Annotated in this window: 15 protein-coding genes; 8 read left to right on the forward strand and 7 right to left on the reverse strand. The window is 46.7% G+C overall.

What is annotated here, in order from left to right; translation table 11 throughout:
- Positions 1-163 precede the first annotated feature (163 nt).
- Positions 164-925: an endonuclease gene (locus tag HHL16_RS19745; protein WP_346766850.1), complete on the forward strand. Its 762-nt coding sequence runs from the start codon at positions 164-166 to the stop codon at positions 923-925.
- Between the two features lie 184 nt (positions 926-1,109).
- Here HHL16_RS19745 and HHL16_RS19755 read toward each other — a convergent pair whose 3' ends face one another.
- From HHL16_RS19755 to HHL16_RS19780, 6 genes are all read right to left on the reverse strand, one after another.
- Positions 1,110-2,312, reverse strand: coding sequence for a hypothetical protein (locus HHL16_RS19755; protein ID WP_169427066.1), 1,203 nt, complete (start codon positions 2,310-2,312; stop codon positions 1,110-1,112).
- Between the two features lie 154 nt (positions 2,313-2,466).
- Positions 2,467-3,381, reverse strand: coding sequence for a FecR family protein (locus tag HHL16_RS19760; protein WP_169427067.1), 915 nt, complete (start codon positions 3,379-3,381; stop codon positions 2,467-2,469).
- Positions 3,374-3,913 carry a sigma-70 family RNA polymerase sigma factor gene (locus tag HHL16_RS19765; RefSeq protein WP_169427068.1) on the reverse strand — a complete coding sequence of 180 codons (540 nt, stop codon included), beginning with the start codon at positions 3,911-3,913 and terminating at the stop codon, positions 3,374-3,376. The genes HHL16_RS19760 and HHL16_RS19765 overlap by 8 nt, the downstream gene beginning before the upstream one ends.
- Positions 3,914-3,978: 65 nt before the next feature.
- Complete coding sequence (locus HHL16_RS19770) at positions 3,979-4,737, reverse strand: hypothetical protein (RefSeq protein ID WP_169427069.1); 759 nt, start codon at positions 4,735-4,737, stop codon at positions 3,979-3,981.
- A gap of 116 nt (positions 4,738-4,853) precedes the next feature.
- Positions 4,854-5,294, reverse strand: coding sequence for a GNAT family N-acetyltransferase (locus HHL16_RS19775; RefSeq protein WP_169427070.1), 441 nt, complete (start codon positions 5,292-5,294; stop codon positions 4,854-4,856).
- Positions 5,295-5,315: 21 nt separating this feature from the next.
- Positions 5,316-5,714 (reverse strand): DUF3592 domain-containing protein, encoded by a 399-nt coding sequence (locus HHL16_RS19780; protein ID WP_169427071.1) that lies wholly within the window; start codon positions 5,712-5,714, stop codon positions 5,316-5,318.
- 110 nt (positions 5,715-5,824) lie between these two features.
- Here HHL16_RS19780 and HHL16_RS19785 point away from each other — a divergent pair, with 110 nt between their 5' ends.
- The 3 genes from HHL16_RS19785 (at position 5,825) to HHL16_RS19795 (ending at position 10,422) form a co-directional block, all read left to right on the forward strand.
- Positions 5,825-6,610, forward strand: coding sequence for a DUF3050 domain-containing protein (locus HHL16_RS19785; RefSeq protein ID WP_169427072.1), 786 nt, complete (start codon positions 5,825-5,827; stop codon positions 6,608-6,610).
- A gap of 182 nt (positions 6,611-6,792) precedes the next feature.
- A complete protein-coding gene (locus tag HHL16_RS19790) occupies positions 6,793-9,213 on the forward strand; it encodes a mechanosensitive ion channel domain-containing protein (protein ID WP_169427073.1) in 2,421 nt (806 codons plus the stop codon).
- Between the two features lie 216 nt (positions 9,214-9,429).
- Positions 9,430-10,422 carry an outer membrane beta-barrel protein gene (locus HHL16_RS19795; RefSeq protein WP_169427074.1) on the forward strand — a complete coding sequence of 331 codons (993 nt, stop codon included), beginning with the start codon at positions 9,430-9,432 and terminating at the stop codon, positions 10,420-10,422.
- A 67-nt stretch (positions 10,423-10,489) separates the two neighbouring features.
- On the opposite strand, the gene HHL16_RS19800 is transcribed toward HHL16_RS19795, so the two are convergent.
- Positions 10,490-11,794, reverse strand: a complete 1,305-nt coding sequence (locus HHL16_RS19800; protein ID WP_169427075.1) for a DUF389 domain-containing protein — start codon at positions 11,792-11,794, stop codon at positions 10,490-10,492.
- Positions 11,795-11,996: 202 nt separating this feature from the next.
- On the opposite strand from HHL16_RS19800, the gene HHL16_RS19805 reads away from it, so the two are divergent.
- The 4 genes from HHL16_RS19805 to HHL16_RS19820 all read left to right on the forward strand — a co-directional run bounded on the left by HHL16_RS19805 (position 11,997) and on the right by HHL16_RS19820 (position 16,941).
- Positions 11,997-13,079, forward strand: coding sequence for a histidine kinase (locus HHL16_RS19805; protein ID WP_169427076.1), 1,083 nt, complete (start codon positions 11,997-11,999; stop codon positions 13,077-13,079).
- On the forward strand, positions 13,045-13,761 hold the full coding sequence (locus HHL16_RS19810) for a response regulator transcription factor (protein ID WP_169427077.1): 717 nt from the start codon (positions 13,045-13,047) through the stop codon (positions 13,759-13,761). The genes HHL16_RS19805 and HHL16_RS19810 overlap by 35 nt, the downstream gene beginning before the upstream one ends.
- A 106-nt stretch (positions 13,762-13,867) precedes the next feature.
- Positions 13,868-14,389 (forward strand): DUF1440 domain-containing protein, encoded by a 522-nt coding sequence (locus tag HHL16_RS19815; RefSeq protein WP_169427078.1) that lies wholly within the window; start codon positions 13,868-13,870, stop codon positions 14,387-14,389.
- Positions 14,390-14,466: 77 nt separating this feature from the next.
- Positions 14,467-16,941, forward strand: a complete 2,475-nt coding sequence (locus tag HHL16_RS19820; protein ID WP_169427079.1) for a DUF5703 domain-containing protein — start codon at positions 14,467-14,469, stop codon at positions 16,939-16,941.
- The last annotated feature ends 243 nt before the right edge of the window (positions 16,942-17,184 follow it).

The following is a 17,184-nucleotide window of genomic DNA, read 5'->3' on the forward strand; positions in this document are numbered from 1 at the left end:
TGCATAAATATAAAAAATCTGTTCCAGATTATTATCAATCAACTTGGCGAGTTAGTGGCTCCAGTATTCTTTCAGATGAAATTCAACGTTAATGGCTCAGCGATGAAAGGTTGGGTAACCGGTTGTTTGTGAATGTGCAGCAATAGCTAACATTTGTTCATTGGTGGCGTGGTCTGTGGTTTGCTTGGGTTTCGATATGCCGGAAGGACCATCGATTATCATTCTGAAAGAACGTGTTGCTCCCTTTGAGGGTAAGAAATTGCTTGCAGTGGGCGGCAATACCAAAGCCTTTGACATTCAAACGCTGAGGAATAAAAAAGTAAGTTTCAAAAGTTGGGGGAAACATTTCCTCATTTGTTTCCCGGAATTTACTGTGAGGATCCATTTTCTGCTTTTTGGCTCTTATCTGGTGAATGAACGAAAAGAAGCCGCACCAAGGCTTCAGCTTGGTTTTGCTAATGGAGAAGTGAATTTCTACGCTTGTTCTGTGCTGAAGATGGAGGAGCCGCCCGATGAAGTGTACGACTGGAGTGCAGATGTAATGAGCCCTGACTGGGATGAGAAAAAGGCGCTTAAGAAATTGAAAGCAGTTGCTGAAATGCTGGTCTGCGATGCCATACTCAATCAGCACATATTCGCGGGTGCAGGCAATATCTTCAAGAACGAAGTGCTGTGGCGCATTCGCGTGCACCCTGAAAGTAAGATAGGAGATATCCCTGCGGCAAAACGAAAAGAGCTGGTGCGTGAAGTAGTAAAATACGCATTTGATTTTCTGAAGTGGAAGAAAGCCTATGTGCTTAAAAAACACTGGCAGGTGCATACAAAAAAAGAATGTCCGCGTTGTAAAATACCGCTGCATAAGGAATACCTGGGAAAAACAAACCGAAGGACATTCTTTTGTGAGAACTGTCAGAAGAAATACTGATCTGGGTCTACAAAGATCATTTCTTCCTGAAATAGCAATCCAGCCGGGAATGCCAACAACGGCATCATACAGTCGCTCTATCCCGGAAGAAAAGTGATTGGCATAGACTGCCGCAACTTATTCGCTAACGGAGGTATGGTGCATTGCGTAACACAACAGCAACCGAAATAGCCGCTGTCTATTTCTAATCAAATATTCTCCATCGAACGGAAAGCTGCAAATTGAATGGACGGAACTTCCTGTCTTCGCGCTCTGCAACCGGAGTAACAGGAAGCAAACTGGAAATGCAAAATTGCAGCTTTCTGATTTGATAAGCGAGCTCCAGCCTGGCAGCCAAAAAACCTGAAGGAAGATTTTTTTCGTAGGCCCCATTGCGTTTAACTTCCTGCAAAGGAATTTTTGATTGTTTTGTGGTGTGAATGCCGGCAGTGTCTATTTGTATCAATGCAGTTCTGGTGAGATGGTATTGAACAGCAATACCGGCAGACCATGCATTAGTCAACTTGTAATTGTACTGTATGGCTACACTGCTGCCTGAAATGCTGATCAGGTTTTCGTCAAACTTTAAATGGCTGCTGTCTTCTATTGGTTTTATATAGTTGGTTGAATCTACCAGTTTGCTTTTGCCTGCAAAATATCTGTTGAACAGGCTGGCCTGCAACAGAATTTCATGTTTGCCATTCCACGATTTCCCCGCCCAGAGTGTGGGAACCATTTGCCTCAGGAGTTGGGTCTGATTATCGATCCCGAAATAATAAGTTGTTCCGTATAATGGTATGTCTGCGTTCCATTGCAGCCCCCAGCTGAGTCCGCGGAGATCAGGAAGAATGTTCCTGAGTGAAATTGAAAGTCCGTTCCTGCTTTTACGTGGTGTTTTGAATTTTGTAGTTGAAGAGGCTGGCAGGAGTTCGGGTTCGCTGCTATCTGAAGGTATCTCCAGTGATCTTGAATGAAGCAATGAATCTTTGAAAATGATTTTGCTGATGGAAATGGATGATTCTGCTGTTTCTTCTTCTTCCATTTTTTTTGAATGATCGCTGACAATGGAAGCAGGTATGTTCTTTTCCGAAACGATTCTATTGCTTACCTGCTGCTGAACAGATTTTTCGGTTTTTAAATCGGCCACTAATTTACTATTGCTTTCTTTTGATGCTGGCTTCGGTGAAATCAGCAACGGAGGCTTTTCTTTTGCTGCTGATTTATTTTCTTCAGGTTTCTTATGAGTATCTGCAAAAACATAATATCCCCTGAACTCCGTGAAGTCGAGGGATGTATGTTTTCTGATATGGCTAAGCAACTGGCTGGCTGTGTAATGGCCTTTCGGAAAAAAAATGCTGGTCGATTTATTCAATCTGGATGAGTTGAAAGATATACGGATGGTGCTCATCCTATGGATATATTTCGTCAGAGAATCGAGTCTGATAGTGCCTTCCAGCGGAAACACCGTTTGCTTTCCAGACTTTGTGGTACTGAATTGTGCTGATGTACAGAATGAACATACTATCAGCAAACAACAACACAGCAGATACCTGATCCGGTTTTTATGGGCATGTATTGGTTCCATCGATCACAACTACTTTTTTGATATCATCCAACGTGTAATCAAATCCGATTGTAAAGGCCATGATGTCGAGTATTTGGCGGAGCGGCATGTTCTCGAATTTTGCAGAGATCCTGCAATTCTTCATCCCGTCTGATTTCAGTGTGATACCGATATCGTAAGCTTTTTCGAGATAAGGGATCACATCATGCAGTGGCGTTCCGTCGAACTCGAATATCTGCGTGGCAAAACTCATTTCGTTGAGGTTGGGTGGGGGAGCAGCTTTCAGCTCTCTGGAGCTGGCATCGATCCGGAAAGAACCACCGGCGTTGATGGTTGAAGTAACACCTCTGGTAATGATGGTTGCGCTGCCTGTTTGCACAAATACTGAAGTAACCGAATCTGCATGGTTATGCGTTACGAACAGTTGAGCAGAATCGGTGGTGATTTCAACGGATCCGGATTGTACAATGAGGTGGCTATGCTGGTCGTTTGTCTGGAAGTAAGCTGCTCCATTTTCGAGTACAGCTGTCTGTTGTGGTTGTTCGCCACGGATAATGAGCCTGCTTTGCTGATCGATAATAATGGTTGTGCTGTCTGCCAGCATGGTTTTGTTGGTATGGTCTGCAGTTTGGATAACGATGGCTTGTGCCGGCTGCAGTTTTTGATGGCTGGGTTTATTGGTGAAATACAATACGGTGGCTACGCCTGTGATGCCTGCTGCTGCCAGCAGTTTAGCGCCGTAGCGGAATACGAAGGATCCACTTTTGGATGCAACAGACTTTACTGCTGCATGCCCAACAGGAGCCATGTTCAGCAGCTGATCCATTTCGGACCAGGCGGCATCTGCAGGAATATCCGGCTCCGGATAATCCTCCGGATTGGACGAATACCTATGTAGATTTTTTTCATTCACCGCTGTTGAGTTTTTGGTTTTCAAATATTGCTTTCAGTCTGCTGCGGCATTCACTCAGGTGCCATTTTACGGTGCCTTCTTTCATATCGATTGCCGAAGCAATTTCCTTTATTGAGAATCCTTCCAGATAATAGAGGGTACAAACATATCGGGTATTGGACGGCAGTCTGCCCAGATACCAATAGATATCGGACCATTCATGATCGTGAAAAGGATTGTAAGAAAAAGCTTCTGTATGACTCTCTTTTATTTCGAGGGTAACGATGGTCTTTCGCTCATTGATCAATGCAATCGCAGCATTTCGGATGGTGGTATAGCTCCAGTTGAAAAAATCCCCTTTTGCTGCATCAAACTGATGGATATGTTTGAATACCCTCATCATGCCGTTGTTCAGTGCCGTGAGTATATCGTGTTCATCGGCAAAGAATCTTTTGCATAAAGAGAAAAAAGCCGGATAGAAATGTCTGTACAGTTCTTCCTGACTTTTACGATCCATTTTTTTGCAACCTTCTATCGTCTCGTTTAAATCCATCAGCAATATTTACAAAAGCAGGGCCTCACTGTTCAGTGAAGGCCCTTGTTTTTTCCGGTTCCGGATCATTTTGGCAAATGCAGCCTGGTAAACGTTATACCAGATGTATATGGCCACACAAAAGTAATACCGGTATTATCTTGTGTAATGCTTCCATTATAAACAACTCCGTTGAGTTTAATGGAAATCGGATGTGTTCCGTCTGCTACAGGGTAGAAGGGAATACTGGCGTAAGATTTAGCTTCTCCCGCATAGCAGGCACTGTCCGGAGGAATTTTCACTCCCAGGAAATCGATGGAATACCCTGAGGCGTTGAATACAGTATCATACTTGATGTAATTGTTGAGGCAGTGGTAATTGTTTTTGGTACGAACTGAAAGAATAACACCTGAAGTTGCCCCTGACCACAGGTTGGAGTCGATCTTGATAGGATCGATCTTCAATTCATCGCCGGTAAGCGGAACAAGATGCCAGGTTGTGTCGTAGGTAGTTGAATGTACTTTGTTGCTTACACTCACTTCACGTCTTTCTGCTGAGCTGCCTGAAGTTGCTGTTACAACAAAGTTACCCGACCTGCTGAAAGTGATCGATGCTGTATTCCCGTTAGGATTGATCACTACAGCCGTATCTGGCCATACTTTCCATTTTACATCACTGCCGGCGGCCGCATTCAAAGTGAAAAGAACCGGCTCTCCCTGTGAAATGGTGGACGACTTGTTCAGTTCCAGATTAGGCGATGATTTGTCGTTGTTGTTTCCCTTTTTGCAGGCATAAAATCCCAGCACTGTAATAGCTGAAATACAGATCCCGTAAACGATCTTCATAAAAATGGTTTAATGTGTTTGATGAGATTGATCCTGCAGGATAGATCAATGCTGATCTCTACAGATATATATTCACGGGAGTAAGCGAAAGGTTGGAATGCCGTCTTAAGAAAACGTTAAAGCAGATTAGGTCTTTCCATCAGGTAAAGATCGAGGCCCTTGCCCCAATGATCTTTTTCAGTTCTTACGAGTACGTAACCGAATTTCTGAAAGAATTTCCATGCAAGCTGGGAGGTTGTTACCACCAGTTTTTCAATGCCGGGTTGGGTGTTGAAGATGCTGATGAAATGCTCCACTGCTTTTCTGCCAAGCCCTTGTCCGGCAGTTTGTGGATCAAAGAAAATCCAGGTGATCCTTCCGGAATTATCTGCTGAGTTGATGTAATAACCGGCGCCACCAACGATGTTGCCATCATGAATTATGGTGAAGTAAGTATCGCCATGCTGCGATAAGTAGAGGTGGAAATCATGCACTTCCTCCGGATCGAAATACTGAGGTGTATTCTTTAGAAAGATTGCCGTGAGTGGGTCTTTATCTGAAATATCGAATGGACGCATGATTGATAATTTTACTGCTCATTAAATGAAGCCGAGAAATTTGGCTACGCCTGCAAGTATGGATAGGGCGCCGGCAATCAGAAAAATATTGGGCAGGTTCTTATTCGCGGCATTTTCAATCATGAAATTTTTAGGATCATTCCTGTCGTAGATAACTGTTACTTCATCTCCGGATGCATACTTGCCTTTCTCCCGTGCAATATCGCTGACCTCTGTGATCCAGTTATCATGTTCATCGAGGAACCTGATCACGGGAAACTCCAGGTTTCCATGTTCCGGGCTGCCGGTGTCTTCACGTAACTCGAAAACTATACCGCTGGTTCTGATGCCATTTTTTGATAAGTGATCTGCCTTTTTATCTGCCTTGATTCCAATAATGAAAAACAAAATTCCCAGCGCTATGAAAGTGATGAATGCCATTGAGTTGCGGGTTTAGGGTGCATGCCTGAAAAGCGGGGCAGCAAAGTAAATATAAGCTGCTTTCCTGTAGTAAGCAACGAACCATTACCTTCGCGGCCAAATTACAAGTGATGAATAACCGGATTGAGCAGTTACAGCAAACTATCGAACCCCTCAAGCAACAGATTGTAAACCATCCGTTGTATTCGGTGATCGATGGTATCGGAGATGTGCGCATTTTCATGCAATACCATGTGTATGCAGTGTGGGATTTTATGAGCCTGCTCAAGAAATTGCAGCAAAACCTAACCTGCACAGCAGTTCCCTGGTTTCCCAAAGGTGATGCAGAGACCCGTTACCTGATCAATGAGATTGTGGCAGGAGAAGAATCTGATGTAGATGAGAACGGCACCCGTACCAGCCATTTCGAATTGTATCTGCAGGCGATGAATCAGAGTGGCGCCGACACTGCCGTGATGCAGCAGTTCTGCCAAACGCTGCAACAATCTAATTTAGCAGCAGCTTTTGATGCAGCCAATGTTCCGGCAGCGGCACGCGAATTCGTATCCTTCACCTTCGATACCATTGCTTCCAATAAAGATCATGTACTGGCAGCGGTGTTCTGCTTCGGGCGTGAAGACCTCATCCCCGGCATGTTCCATTCCATGGTGCAGGATCTCAGTAAAGAGATGCCTGCCAGCATCAGCACTTTCAAGTATTACCTCGAACGCCATATCGAAGTAGACGGAGATCACCACAGTGAACTCGCACTTCGCATGACAGCCAATCTCTGCGGCAATGATGAAGAGAAGTGGAAGGAGGCCGAATTGGCGGTGACCGCAGCGCTCAACAAACGCATTGCACTCTGGAATGGCGCTTATGAAAGCATCAAGGCGCAACAAGGAATTACAGCATAACAAACTCCGTATTGGCGGACGGTGAACCCCTATCCGCCAGTACGGAGTTTCGTCCGCCAGTCATATCAATGTTTCCCGCATTTACTTATTTGGACCGTTTCCTCTAAAAAAACGGCTTCTCTGACGGTAACGTTCTGATTATCGGCATAGTTTTTATAGATTAGCGCAGCAAAATCAGCTAAATGAAAAACCCTTTGCGCCGACTTTTAACAGTTAGCCTTCTTACCCTATGTTGCCTGGCATCTTTTGCCCAGGACTCAACCCGTACTGCCGGAAATCGTTCAGATTCCACTAAAAAACAAACAGATTCCATACGTCCTGGACGGGATACCGCCCGCAGAAACAGTCTGGCCGCCATTTTCGGCGATTCTGCCAAACTCACCACGCGCGATTATCAGCTCCGCCTCGAGAAAAGTTATGTGGTGCTCGATGATATCGACAACAAATCAGAACTCGGTTTCGACATCGATCACGTAAAAGAAAGAGCAGCAGACAGCGACTCAGTACTTTTCGTTCTCAAAGACAATATTCTCAATAACAGCAGCGCACTCAATCTCCGGAATCTGCAGGTGTTCAGAACCCTGTTGCAGAATATCCAGCGCGAAACCAAAGACCATCGTGTTATTCTCGATAGCAATGAAGCAGTGTTGAACGGACTGAAAACAAATCTCAAAAATCTGATGGCAGATACGGTGCTCCGTTCGCTATTCAGAGACTCGGCGCTTCGTCAGCAATTTGCTTCCCAGCTGAAAGACATGCGCGAGAACTGGCGTTCCGGCACCAATCACCTGAAAGAAAGTCTGGCTACCATCAGCGGCCTTCAAACTAAAAACTCTTCTCAGAGCATTGCTGCTACCATGTTGCTGGAGAAAGTGAACATGCTGCTCAATACATCCACCAACCGCATTTTCGGAAAAGAATACAATTATATCTGGGAGCGCGATACATCCAACCTGAGCAGCAGTGCAAAATCTTCTTTCGCGAAAGCATACGATGGTGAGCGAAAAGCATTGAACTATTATTTTAAGGATAGCGGCAACAAACGCCTGTTCCTCCTGCTCATAGGTTTTCTCTTTTTCATCTGGATGTACAGAAATATCCGGGCACTGAAAAAACTCAACAGTCTCGATATACTGAAAGAGATGGACTTCGAGTATCTGCCTTCGGCATACATTATTTCGGCATTCATCATTATGTTCAGCATTGCACCGCTGTTCGATCTGCATGCGCCTTCGGCGTATATCGAGTCGATGCAGTTTCTGCTGCTGATCATTCTGTCTATTCTTTGCTGGAAGAAATGGCCAAGAAGATTATTCTGGTACTGGATAGCGATGGTACTGCTCTACATCTGTTTTTCATTCATGCACCATGTGGCGGATCCCGGACTGGGTGAGCGTCTCTGGCTGATTCTGTTGAATCTGCTCAGCATTTTCTTCGGATTACTTTTCCTGTCGAGAATGAAGGAACACCTCAATCTGAAAGGATTCCTCCGGTTTGTGATTATTCTGCACAACGTGATGAATGTGCTCAGCATCCTCTTCAATATCTGGGGGAGATTCTCGCTGGCACAGATCCTTGGCACTGCTGCGATCTTCTCATTCACGCAGGCAATCGGACTGGCGGTATTCAGCAAGATCGGAATGGAAGCCATTCTGCTGCAAATAGCAACCGGCCGCATTAAACGAAACGTTACTTCCAAATTCGACTATCAGCCAATACTGAGTGGATTCCGCAGACCGATCTTCTTCCTCGTGGTATTGCTCTGGCTGATGGTGTTCACCACCAACCTGAACATCTACACAAATGTGCTGAACGGCCTGAGTGATTTTCTCGCAACGCCAAGGCATATCGGCAGCGCCTACTTCACTTTAGGCGGCGTGCTGCTTTTCTTCATGATCATCTGGATAGCCCACCTGCTGCAGAAATACGTAGGTTATTTCTTCGGCGATACCGGCAGTGACGATGAAGTGTACAATAAAGGTCAGCGCTCGCGCCTGCTGATTGCCAGATTGATTTTGCTCTGCCTCGGTTATTTGTTGGCGGTAGCTGCTTCCGGTGTACCTGTTGATAAGATCACCATCGTGCTCGGTGCACTGGGTGTTGGTATCGGTTTGGGTTTGCAGAATATCGTAAACAACTTCGTGTCTGGCATCATCCTCATATTCGACCGGCCATTGCAGATCGGAGATTCTGTTGAAGTAGGCAACAAAACCGGAAGAGTGCGTGAGATCGGCTTACGCTCCAGCACACTCGTTACGGGCAATGGCGCTGAAGTGATCATTCCCAACGGTGATATCCTCGGTCAGCAGATCGTGAACTATACTTTATCGAACAATCATATCAGGCTCGAAATGGCCTTTGCTGTAAAAGGAAGTGATGATATGGAAGTGGTAGGCTCTGCGATCAAGAAAATTATTGCACAGTCTCCCTTTGCACTGAAAGGCAAAGAACCCAGTATTCTTTACACAGGTGTAGTCGACAACGGATTTGAACTGAAAGCGTATTTCTGGTGTGCCGATGTTTTCAAACAGGGCGATGCCAAAAGCGATGTACTGATGAGGCTGCACAAAGAACTGCCTGCATCCGGACTTCAATTCGATTAAGACTCAGCTGGCACCGATATTGCATAAGAGCAGTTTCTACAATGAGACTGCTCTTTTTTCATTCAGCACATTTTGTGATATGTGTTGAAGTATCACTTACATTTGCATCATCAACGGAAATCACCCCCCTCGCAAACTTCCGGATTATCCCCCCACTTTATCGCATCCCCGAACAGTAGAAAACGGCATTTTCTTTTTTCACTAAACAGTACACCTATGCGCCGAATTCTTTTGTCAACGATTGCCTGCTTTTCATTTGCCATTATCACTAACGCCCAATCAGGAAACGGAAAATTTTACATGAAAGTTACCGGAGGGTATTTCTTCAGTGTTTCTCCCGGACAGTTTCCGGATGTTGGTCCGTATGCTCCGCGGGATGAAGTTCATACCTACAATCCCGGAACCGGCGCTACCACCACAGTGAGCGAGAAAGTACTCACGGGATCTTACGGAGAAGGCGTCCGTGGCGGCATTGCCGGCGGATACAATATCAACAAATACATTGCAGTGGAGCTTTCTGTGAACTACTATCACAGCAAAACCAATCTGATGACCCGCAACGTTACCACCGTTCAGGGAACCAGCAACGAACTCGGAAGAATTGAATCGAACGGGCATGTGCAGGCCATCGATATTGCTCCGAGCGTTGTGATCAGTCCGGGTTACGACAAATGGAACCCATATGTTCGTTTGGGATTTGTGGTGCCTGTATGGGGCCGTCTCTACATCGAAACCGATGCCAGCAAAACCAGTCCGGTTCCCGGCCAGCCCGCTGCCGTAGTTGCCAAAACAGCCATCCACAGAAAGGAAGAAGTGAAGCCCAATGTTACTTTCGGATTTCAGGGAGCGTTTGGTGTTGTGCATCCGGTAAGCAAACGCATATCCATCTTTCTAGAAGCTGAATACAGAAATGTGCCTGTAAAGAGCAAGAGCAAAGAAGTGACCACTTACAACGAGAACACCAAGATCGTGAACACTGCTACTGGTCAGCAAATAGGGCCGGACAGGCCACGTGGGCTCAACGATCTCAGTGTGGCGGAACGCAATACGGATTATGTAACCACGCTCGATCAGAGTTCGAACACACCAACAGGTACATCGGGTACCACCACCAATTACAAGAATAACAATGCACCCGCCAACGAATTGAAATCGTTCATCAATATCGGAGGCATGGGTGCCAATCTGGGTATTAAGATCCGGATGTAGAAATACTTGCAGACAGGTTTCAGTTCCGGTGGAGGCAGCAATGCACCACCGGATTTTTTATGCATCATTATTTGCCTGATGCGGTAATGACGGTGACGCTGCCCGTTTGCAATCTCGCCTGAAGCCAGCGCTGCATCTTTTCCTTTTCGCCACTTGGCAGTGGCTTGCTGATTTTGAGCACTGCGAGCCAGGTATGTTCTACAGCGCTGTCGCTGATAGCATTGCCGGGTTGAAGAAAAGCGGATTGCAGCAGCGGATACTGCGCTTTCAGTTCTTTGAATACCTGTTTACTGAGTAAATTTTGTGCATGTAGACTATCGACGATCAGCTGTGCTGCATTGGTTTCGTTCTGACGGGCATTGATGGCAGCATTGAGGTTCTCCTTCATTTTGTTGTCCGATTCGGAGAGTGCAGCAAAGCCCTGCCTTATCTGGAGAGTAGCATTACGGAGATCGTAGTATTGCATGCGGCTGCGCAATGTTTCAATCTGTGAAGAATCGATTTGTTTGCCGCCATAGACCAGCGTAATTTTTCGGGTTTCGGGATCGATATTTTTACTGAGCAGGTAATCACCTTCAATGGTTCCTTCCTTTTCGATAAAGTTGGAAGCGGTTTCTTCGAACCGGGCTTTGCGAACTACGAGATAGCCAAAGTAGATGCTTGGTGCAAGCGTGAGTATAACGATCAGCCAGATGATGCGCTGGGAGCGGGCTTCAGCCCTGGCATCGTCCAGATGCAATCTCGGAAACTTCATAGTACGCACTGCCAGCAAGGTTGCCCATGCGATAAATACCGTATTGAGGAAGAAAAGGTAAAAGGCGCCGAAAAAGAATTTGAAATTCAGGGTCGCCAATCCAAAACCAGCAGTGCAGAGCGGAGGCATCAGCGCTGTTGCAATGGCAACACCGATAATTACGTTCCCCCGGTTCTTGCTGCAGATGGCTACTGCTCCTGCGAGACCGCCGAAAAAGGCAATCAGTACATCATAGATATTGGGAGAAGTGCGGGCGAGCAATTCTGAATGCGCTTCATTCAGGGGAGAGATGAGAAAGTAAATGGTGGATGCAGTAAGGCTCACACCGGTTGCAAACAAATAGTTCCGAAGTGATTTACGCAGCAGGGGGAGATCGTTTACGGCAACACTGAACCCCATTCCAAGAATAGGGCCCATCAGCGGAGAGATCAGCATTGCGCCGATGATCACGGCGGGGGAGTTCACGTTCAGGCCAAGAGAAGCGATGAAAATAGCGAAGATCAGGATCCAGAGATTGGTACCTCTGAACACAACGCCGGCGTTAATGCTTTCTTTCACTGTTTCGAAAGCTTCTTTCTCTTTCAGCAGTTTGAATCTCTCGAGGAGGGTAATAGCCATAATCTGGGATTGATGGTGACTACGGATGAGTGGGGGAGGCGATACATATTAAAGATAATGAAGTTTAATCGTCTGCCGGTCAGCACAAAGCGATGTCTCACCATCGTCGCCGGTAGGTTGATGTTTGTTGTTTATTTGCTTCAACCTTCTGACCGTAGGTTTTTTGCCAGCCACAGGATTATTTTTCCGATTTTTATCCTGCATGAAAAGATTTCTGGAACATCTCGCTTTCTGGACCATCTACACCCTGCAGGACGCCCTGCTGGAGATGGTATGGATGGCGCCCGCCCTCAAGGACTATTCCCCTGAAAGCCAGTGGTGGATATCGGTGCACATTGTAATGGCACTGAATATTCCCAAACTGCTGATCGCTTATTTTGTGATGTACGTTACAGTAACCAAAGTGATCAATGAAGAAGGCAAACTCTGGTGGAACATTACGCAGGCCTGCATCGTAGCTGTTTTTTCGGTGGTACTCTATCGCGTGATCTTCAATTATTATGTACTGCCCATAGCAGCACACAATACACTTGCAGTAAAGCCGCTGTTCGAGCTCAGCAGAACCCTGCTTGCCGTGATGGACATCGGGTTCGGAGCCGGAGTTGCCATTGCACTTCGTCTCGCACGCATTCAGCTGGCAGGCAAGGAACGCGAGAAGAATCTGCTGCGGGAAAAACATTCAACCGAGCTGAAGTACCTGCGCAATCAAACCAATCCGCATTTTCTTTTCAATACACTCAACAATATCTACGCGCTTGCGCGAAAGAAGTCTGATGAAACCGCCGAAGTGGTGATGAAGCTGTCGAAGATACTGCGCTTCATGCTCTACGAAACCAGCAAAGACCAGATAATGCTGTCGCAGGAAATAAAGATGCTCGACGATTATCTCGAGCTCGAAAAGATCCGCTACAACGAACGGCTTACCATCACATTCGATAAAGATATCGACGATGAGTCTCAACCCGTTTCGCCTTTGCTGCTGCTGCCTTTTGTTGAAAATGCATTCAAACATGGCGTGAGCGAAACCCGCTTCAATTCTTACGTGTACATCGCATTGACCCTGCGCGATGGGATGCTTACCTTTACAATAGAAAACACCAAGGAAGATAACGGATCTGATGAAGTAACGGACAGTATCGGCCTGAGCAATGTGCGCAGGCAATTGCAGCTGATGTATGCAGACCATACGCTCGAAGTTTATTGTAAACCCACCACATTCAAAGTACATCTCACCATTAACCTGAACAGCCATGCAAACCTATCGTTGTATCATAGTGGAAGATGAGCCGCTTGCGGCCGAAGTGCTGAAAGATTATGTGCAGCAGATCCCTTTTCTGCAACTGAAAGCCATTTGCAGTGATGCAATCTATGCGCTCGAAACTTTGCAGCAGGAGCCGATCGACTGCATCTTTCTCGATATCCATCTTCCCAAACTGAAAGGCCTGGAGTTTCTGCGCTCGCTGAAAAATCCGCCTGCAGTTATCATCACATCGGCCTATCAGGAATATGCGTTGCAGGGCTATGAACACAATGTGGTAGATTATCTGCTGAAGCCGATAGAGTTCAGTCGTTTTCTCATGGCCGTTAACAAACTGAAGATGCAGGCCGAACCGAAGAGCATTCCTTCGGAAGCCATCCTGCCTGCGAGTACCAACCGCACGTACTTTTTTTTCAATGTGAGCAAGAAACGTGTGAAAGTGTATCTCGATGAAATGCTCTATATCGAAAGTCTCAAAGAATACATCCGCATCACAACAAAAGGAAAGACCATCCTCACTAAATTTCAATTGGGGCAAATTGAAGAACTGCTGGCCCGCAATAATTTTCTCCGCATACATCGTTCTTTCATTGTTGCCAAAGACAAGATCGATGCATTCACTGCCACCGATGTGGAAGTGAATGGCAAGCAGATCCCCATTGGCAGAAGCTACAAAGAACTGGTGTTGCGTGCATTGGAACAACAATAGCAGCGGGAAGTCGAAACCTGTTGTTCGTCGACGCAAAACAGTTGCCGGTTGAATACTGCTGCGGCCATTACATCCGTGTGGTAACTTTAAGTAAATCCCTGGCAATATGTCAACCATCACTAACACGGCGCCTGTTCAGACTTCGGGCCGCGGTCTCCTCAAAGCAATTCTCTGGGCAACCCTCATCGCAGGAACGCTCGATATAATATCAGCCATAGTCATTAGCGGAGCTGTTTCCGGAACGTTCGCGCCCATCCGTCTCTTACAGGGCATTGCCTACGGGGCAGTTGGCAAGTCGGCCTTCGAGGGTGGATTGGGCATGGCTTTGGTTGGCCTTCTTTTCCATTATTGTTTCGCACTAATCTTTGCCACAGTGTTCTTTTTGCTGTACCCCGTTCTCCCTATCCTGCAACGTAATGCAGTGTTATGGGGAATGGTGTACGGCGTTGTGGCATGGTCCATTATGAATGGTCTGGTGATTCCATTATCCCATATTGGCCCTGTGCCATTTCTGTGGTGGAAAGCGCTTGTGAATATTGTAATTCTGATGTATGCGATTGGAATACCAATTGCACTGATTGCGAGAAAATACTATAGCCGCAAAAGGCTCAATACTGTTGAGGGTTAAGATTGTTTAGTAGTAAGCCAATATCATGGCGTCTGATACCGGCAGAATTCTGCTAATTTGAAGGGTAATCAGGCGCCATGATCAAATTAATTGCTTCCGTATTGCTTGCCGGCATCATTGCATTGCATCCGGCCACACTCAGCTCCCAAACTGTAAACCCGGTTTCTCCCGATTTACGAAAGCTGGTCAGCGCTTCCGACCTGCATTACAACAGCCCTGTCGGCAGAAGCGAAGAAGGAATGCCCACCGGCAACGGAAGAATGGGTACATTGGTGTGGACAGTTCCTTCGGCCCTGAAGTTTCAGCTTAACCGTGTGGATATTTTCGGCAACAATTCATCTTCCCATAATTTCTTTGAACGCCACACCGACTATTGTGGTGGCGCAGGCGCGCTCAGCCTGAATTTCCCTGAGGCTGTTTTTGAACAGGGCTCATTCAGTCAGCACCTCCATTGTTTCGATGCAACAGTGAACGTGAAAGGAAAGGGAGTGGAAGCCAATATTTTTACATGGAGCGACAGAGATGTGATGAGCATCACAGTATCGAATAACCGAAAAGCTGTTCTTCCGTTTTCGATCGATCTTTCATCACTTAGGTTGCCCGATGCTAAACGTGGCGATCATCGTGCCATTTCCCGCGCCTTTGTTCAGAACAAATACATTGTGCTCACACAGGAATTCAGGGAAGGGAATTATTACTGCGCATCGGCCGTAGTGATCAGCGGCGGACCCGCTGTGAAATTTGCTGAACAGACAGATAAAGGATCTGCGAAATTATTGTTGCAGACTGCTTCACAGGCGCGCATCCTCATTGCCAGTGCAGCCAGTTTCGATTCTACGGAAAACATCACCAATAAAGCCATTCGTGAGCTGGAAGCCGCACAGGCGCTGGGTTCCGAAGCCATGCTGCAAAGCCATCGTAACTGGTGGCATCAGTTCTGGAGCAAAACTTACGTGCAATGCAGCAGCAAAGATGGCGAAGCCGATTTTGTTCAGCAGCATTACCAATATTATCTCTACGTGATGGGCGCGTCTTCGCGCGGAGCATATCCCACAAAATTCAATGGCATGCTCTGGACTACCGGAGGGGACGACAGAAAGTGGGGTGCACTCTACTGGGGAGCCAATCAGAGCTGCCTTTACAATGCTCTCTTTGCAACGGATCATACAGAACTATTGCAACCGATGTTCAATCTGTACAGCAATGCATATGATTCCTACGAACAGGCTGCCATTCAGCAATGGGGAAGCAAAGGTGTATACATTCCAGAGGTAACAGGGTTCGATGCCACGCCGGCATTGCCCGACGATATCGCTGCCGAAATGCGCGATCTCTACCTTTGCAGAAAGCCCTGGAGCAGCCGCTCTCAGCGTTTTGTCGATTATGCCTACACGCAACTACCCTTCATCAGCCGCTGGAACTGGAAGAAAGATGAAGGATGGAAACAGGGAAGATGGTACTCCGGAGACAAAGGCGGCGGTGCATTCGGCCATGTTACGCATATCTTTTCACGCGGTGCAAAAATCGCTTACCAGTACTGGATGCAATTCGAGTTTACGCAGGATACCAGCTTTCTCCGCAAGTATGCTTATCCCATGCTCAAAGGCGTTGCTGAGTTCTATGCCAACTTCCCCAATTTCAAACTGGAGTCCGATGGGCTCTATCATATCCGGCATGTAAACGATAACGAGTCTATCTGGGATGGACATAACACGGTAGAAGAAATATCCTCCATGCGTGGCATTTTCCCTGCTGCCATCAAAGCCGCAGCTATGCTGAATACAGATGCAGATCTGCAAAAGCAATGGAAACATATCATCGATCATCTCAGTCCGCTTCCGCTCAATAACGAAGGCAATGCATGGGCAGGATCTATGCTTCCGGTATTGCAGGGCAATCCCATGCGCAGGCCAGACGGCAATACCATGCCTGTTTGGTTCTTCGATCTCTGCACTTTGCAGAATACCGATTCGGCCACTATGCAGATTGCGCGAAACACCTACAAGATCTACTATCCTCAGGGCATCGATACCGCTTCGAAAGTGTATGTGCTCTCCAAATTGCCGGTGGCTGGTACCACATTGGGAATTCCCGAAGCTACGCAGTACCTTATTCCGGCACAGCTGCGCACTGCCGAAGTGCCCGTTCTCCGCAACAGGATGGATCTGCGCGAAGGCTTTCAAACCACCAGCGTTCAGCGTATGGGAAGGGCCGCAGAAGCGCTCCAGCTGGCGCTTTGCCAGAGCCTGCCTGCAGCTCCGGGTGAACCTCCGGTGATCAATGTTTTCCCCGCCTGGCCCAAACACTGGAATGCAAATTTTCAGTTGCTTGCCAGAAGCGCTTTCCTCATATCTTCCTCTTTCGCTAACGGACAGGTTGAATATGTACAGGCCACGGCAAAGGCTAATTCAGTGCTTCGTATCGTTAATCCGTGGAAAGGCAGGCCCGTTGCCGTTTTTAGCGGACAAAAGCTACTGAAGACTGTTAGGGAAGACCTCATCGTATTGCCTGCAACCAAGGGCACTGTGTTTAAACTTCAGCCTGCACAGTAAAATATAATTCCTGATTTTTAACGACTTGAACGATTATTTTCGCTACTTTTAATTACTGATTATCAATTCCCCACTCTTTACCGGATAGCTCCCGACCGGCTGCCAGTCTGCATCCGGCAGAAATCTTAGCGTACAGCAACTTTTCAATTCATTCCCTGACAGTCGTTCTATTGCCGGAACTTTCCGGTAATCGGTTTTGCATTGGCGTTAGCAAAACATTACAGTTACATTTCAGCATCGGCT

The sequence above is a fragment of the Pseudoflavitalea sp. G-6-1-2 genome (assembly GCF_012927185.1).
GTDB lineage: Bacteria > Bacteroidota > Bacteroidia > Chitinophagales > Chitinophagaceae > Pseudobacter.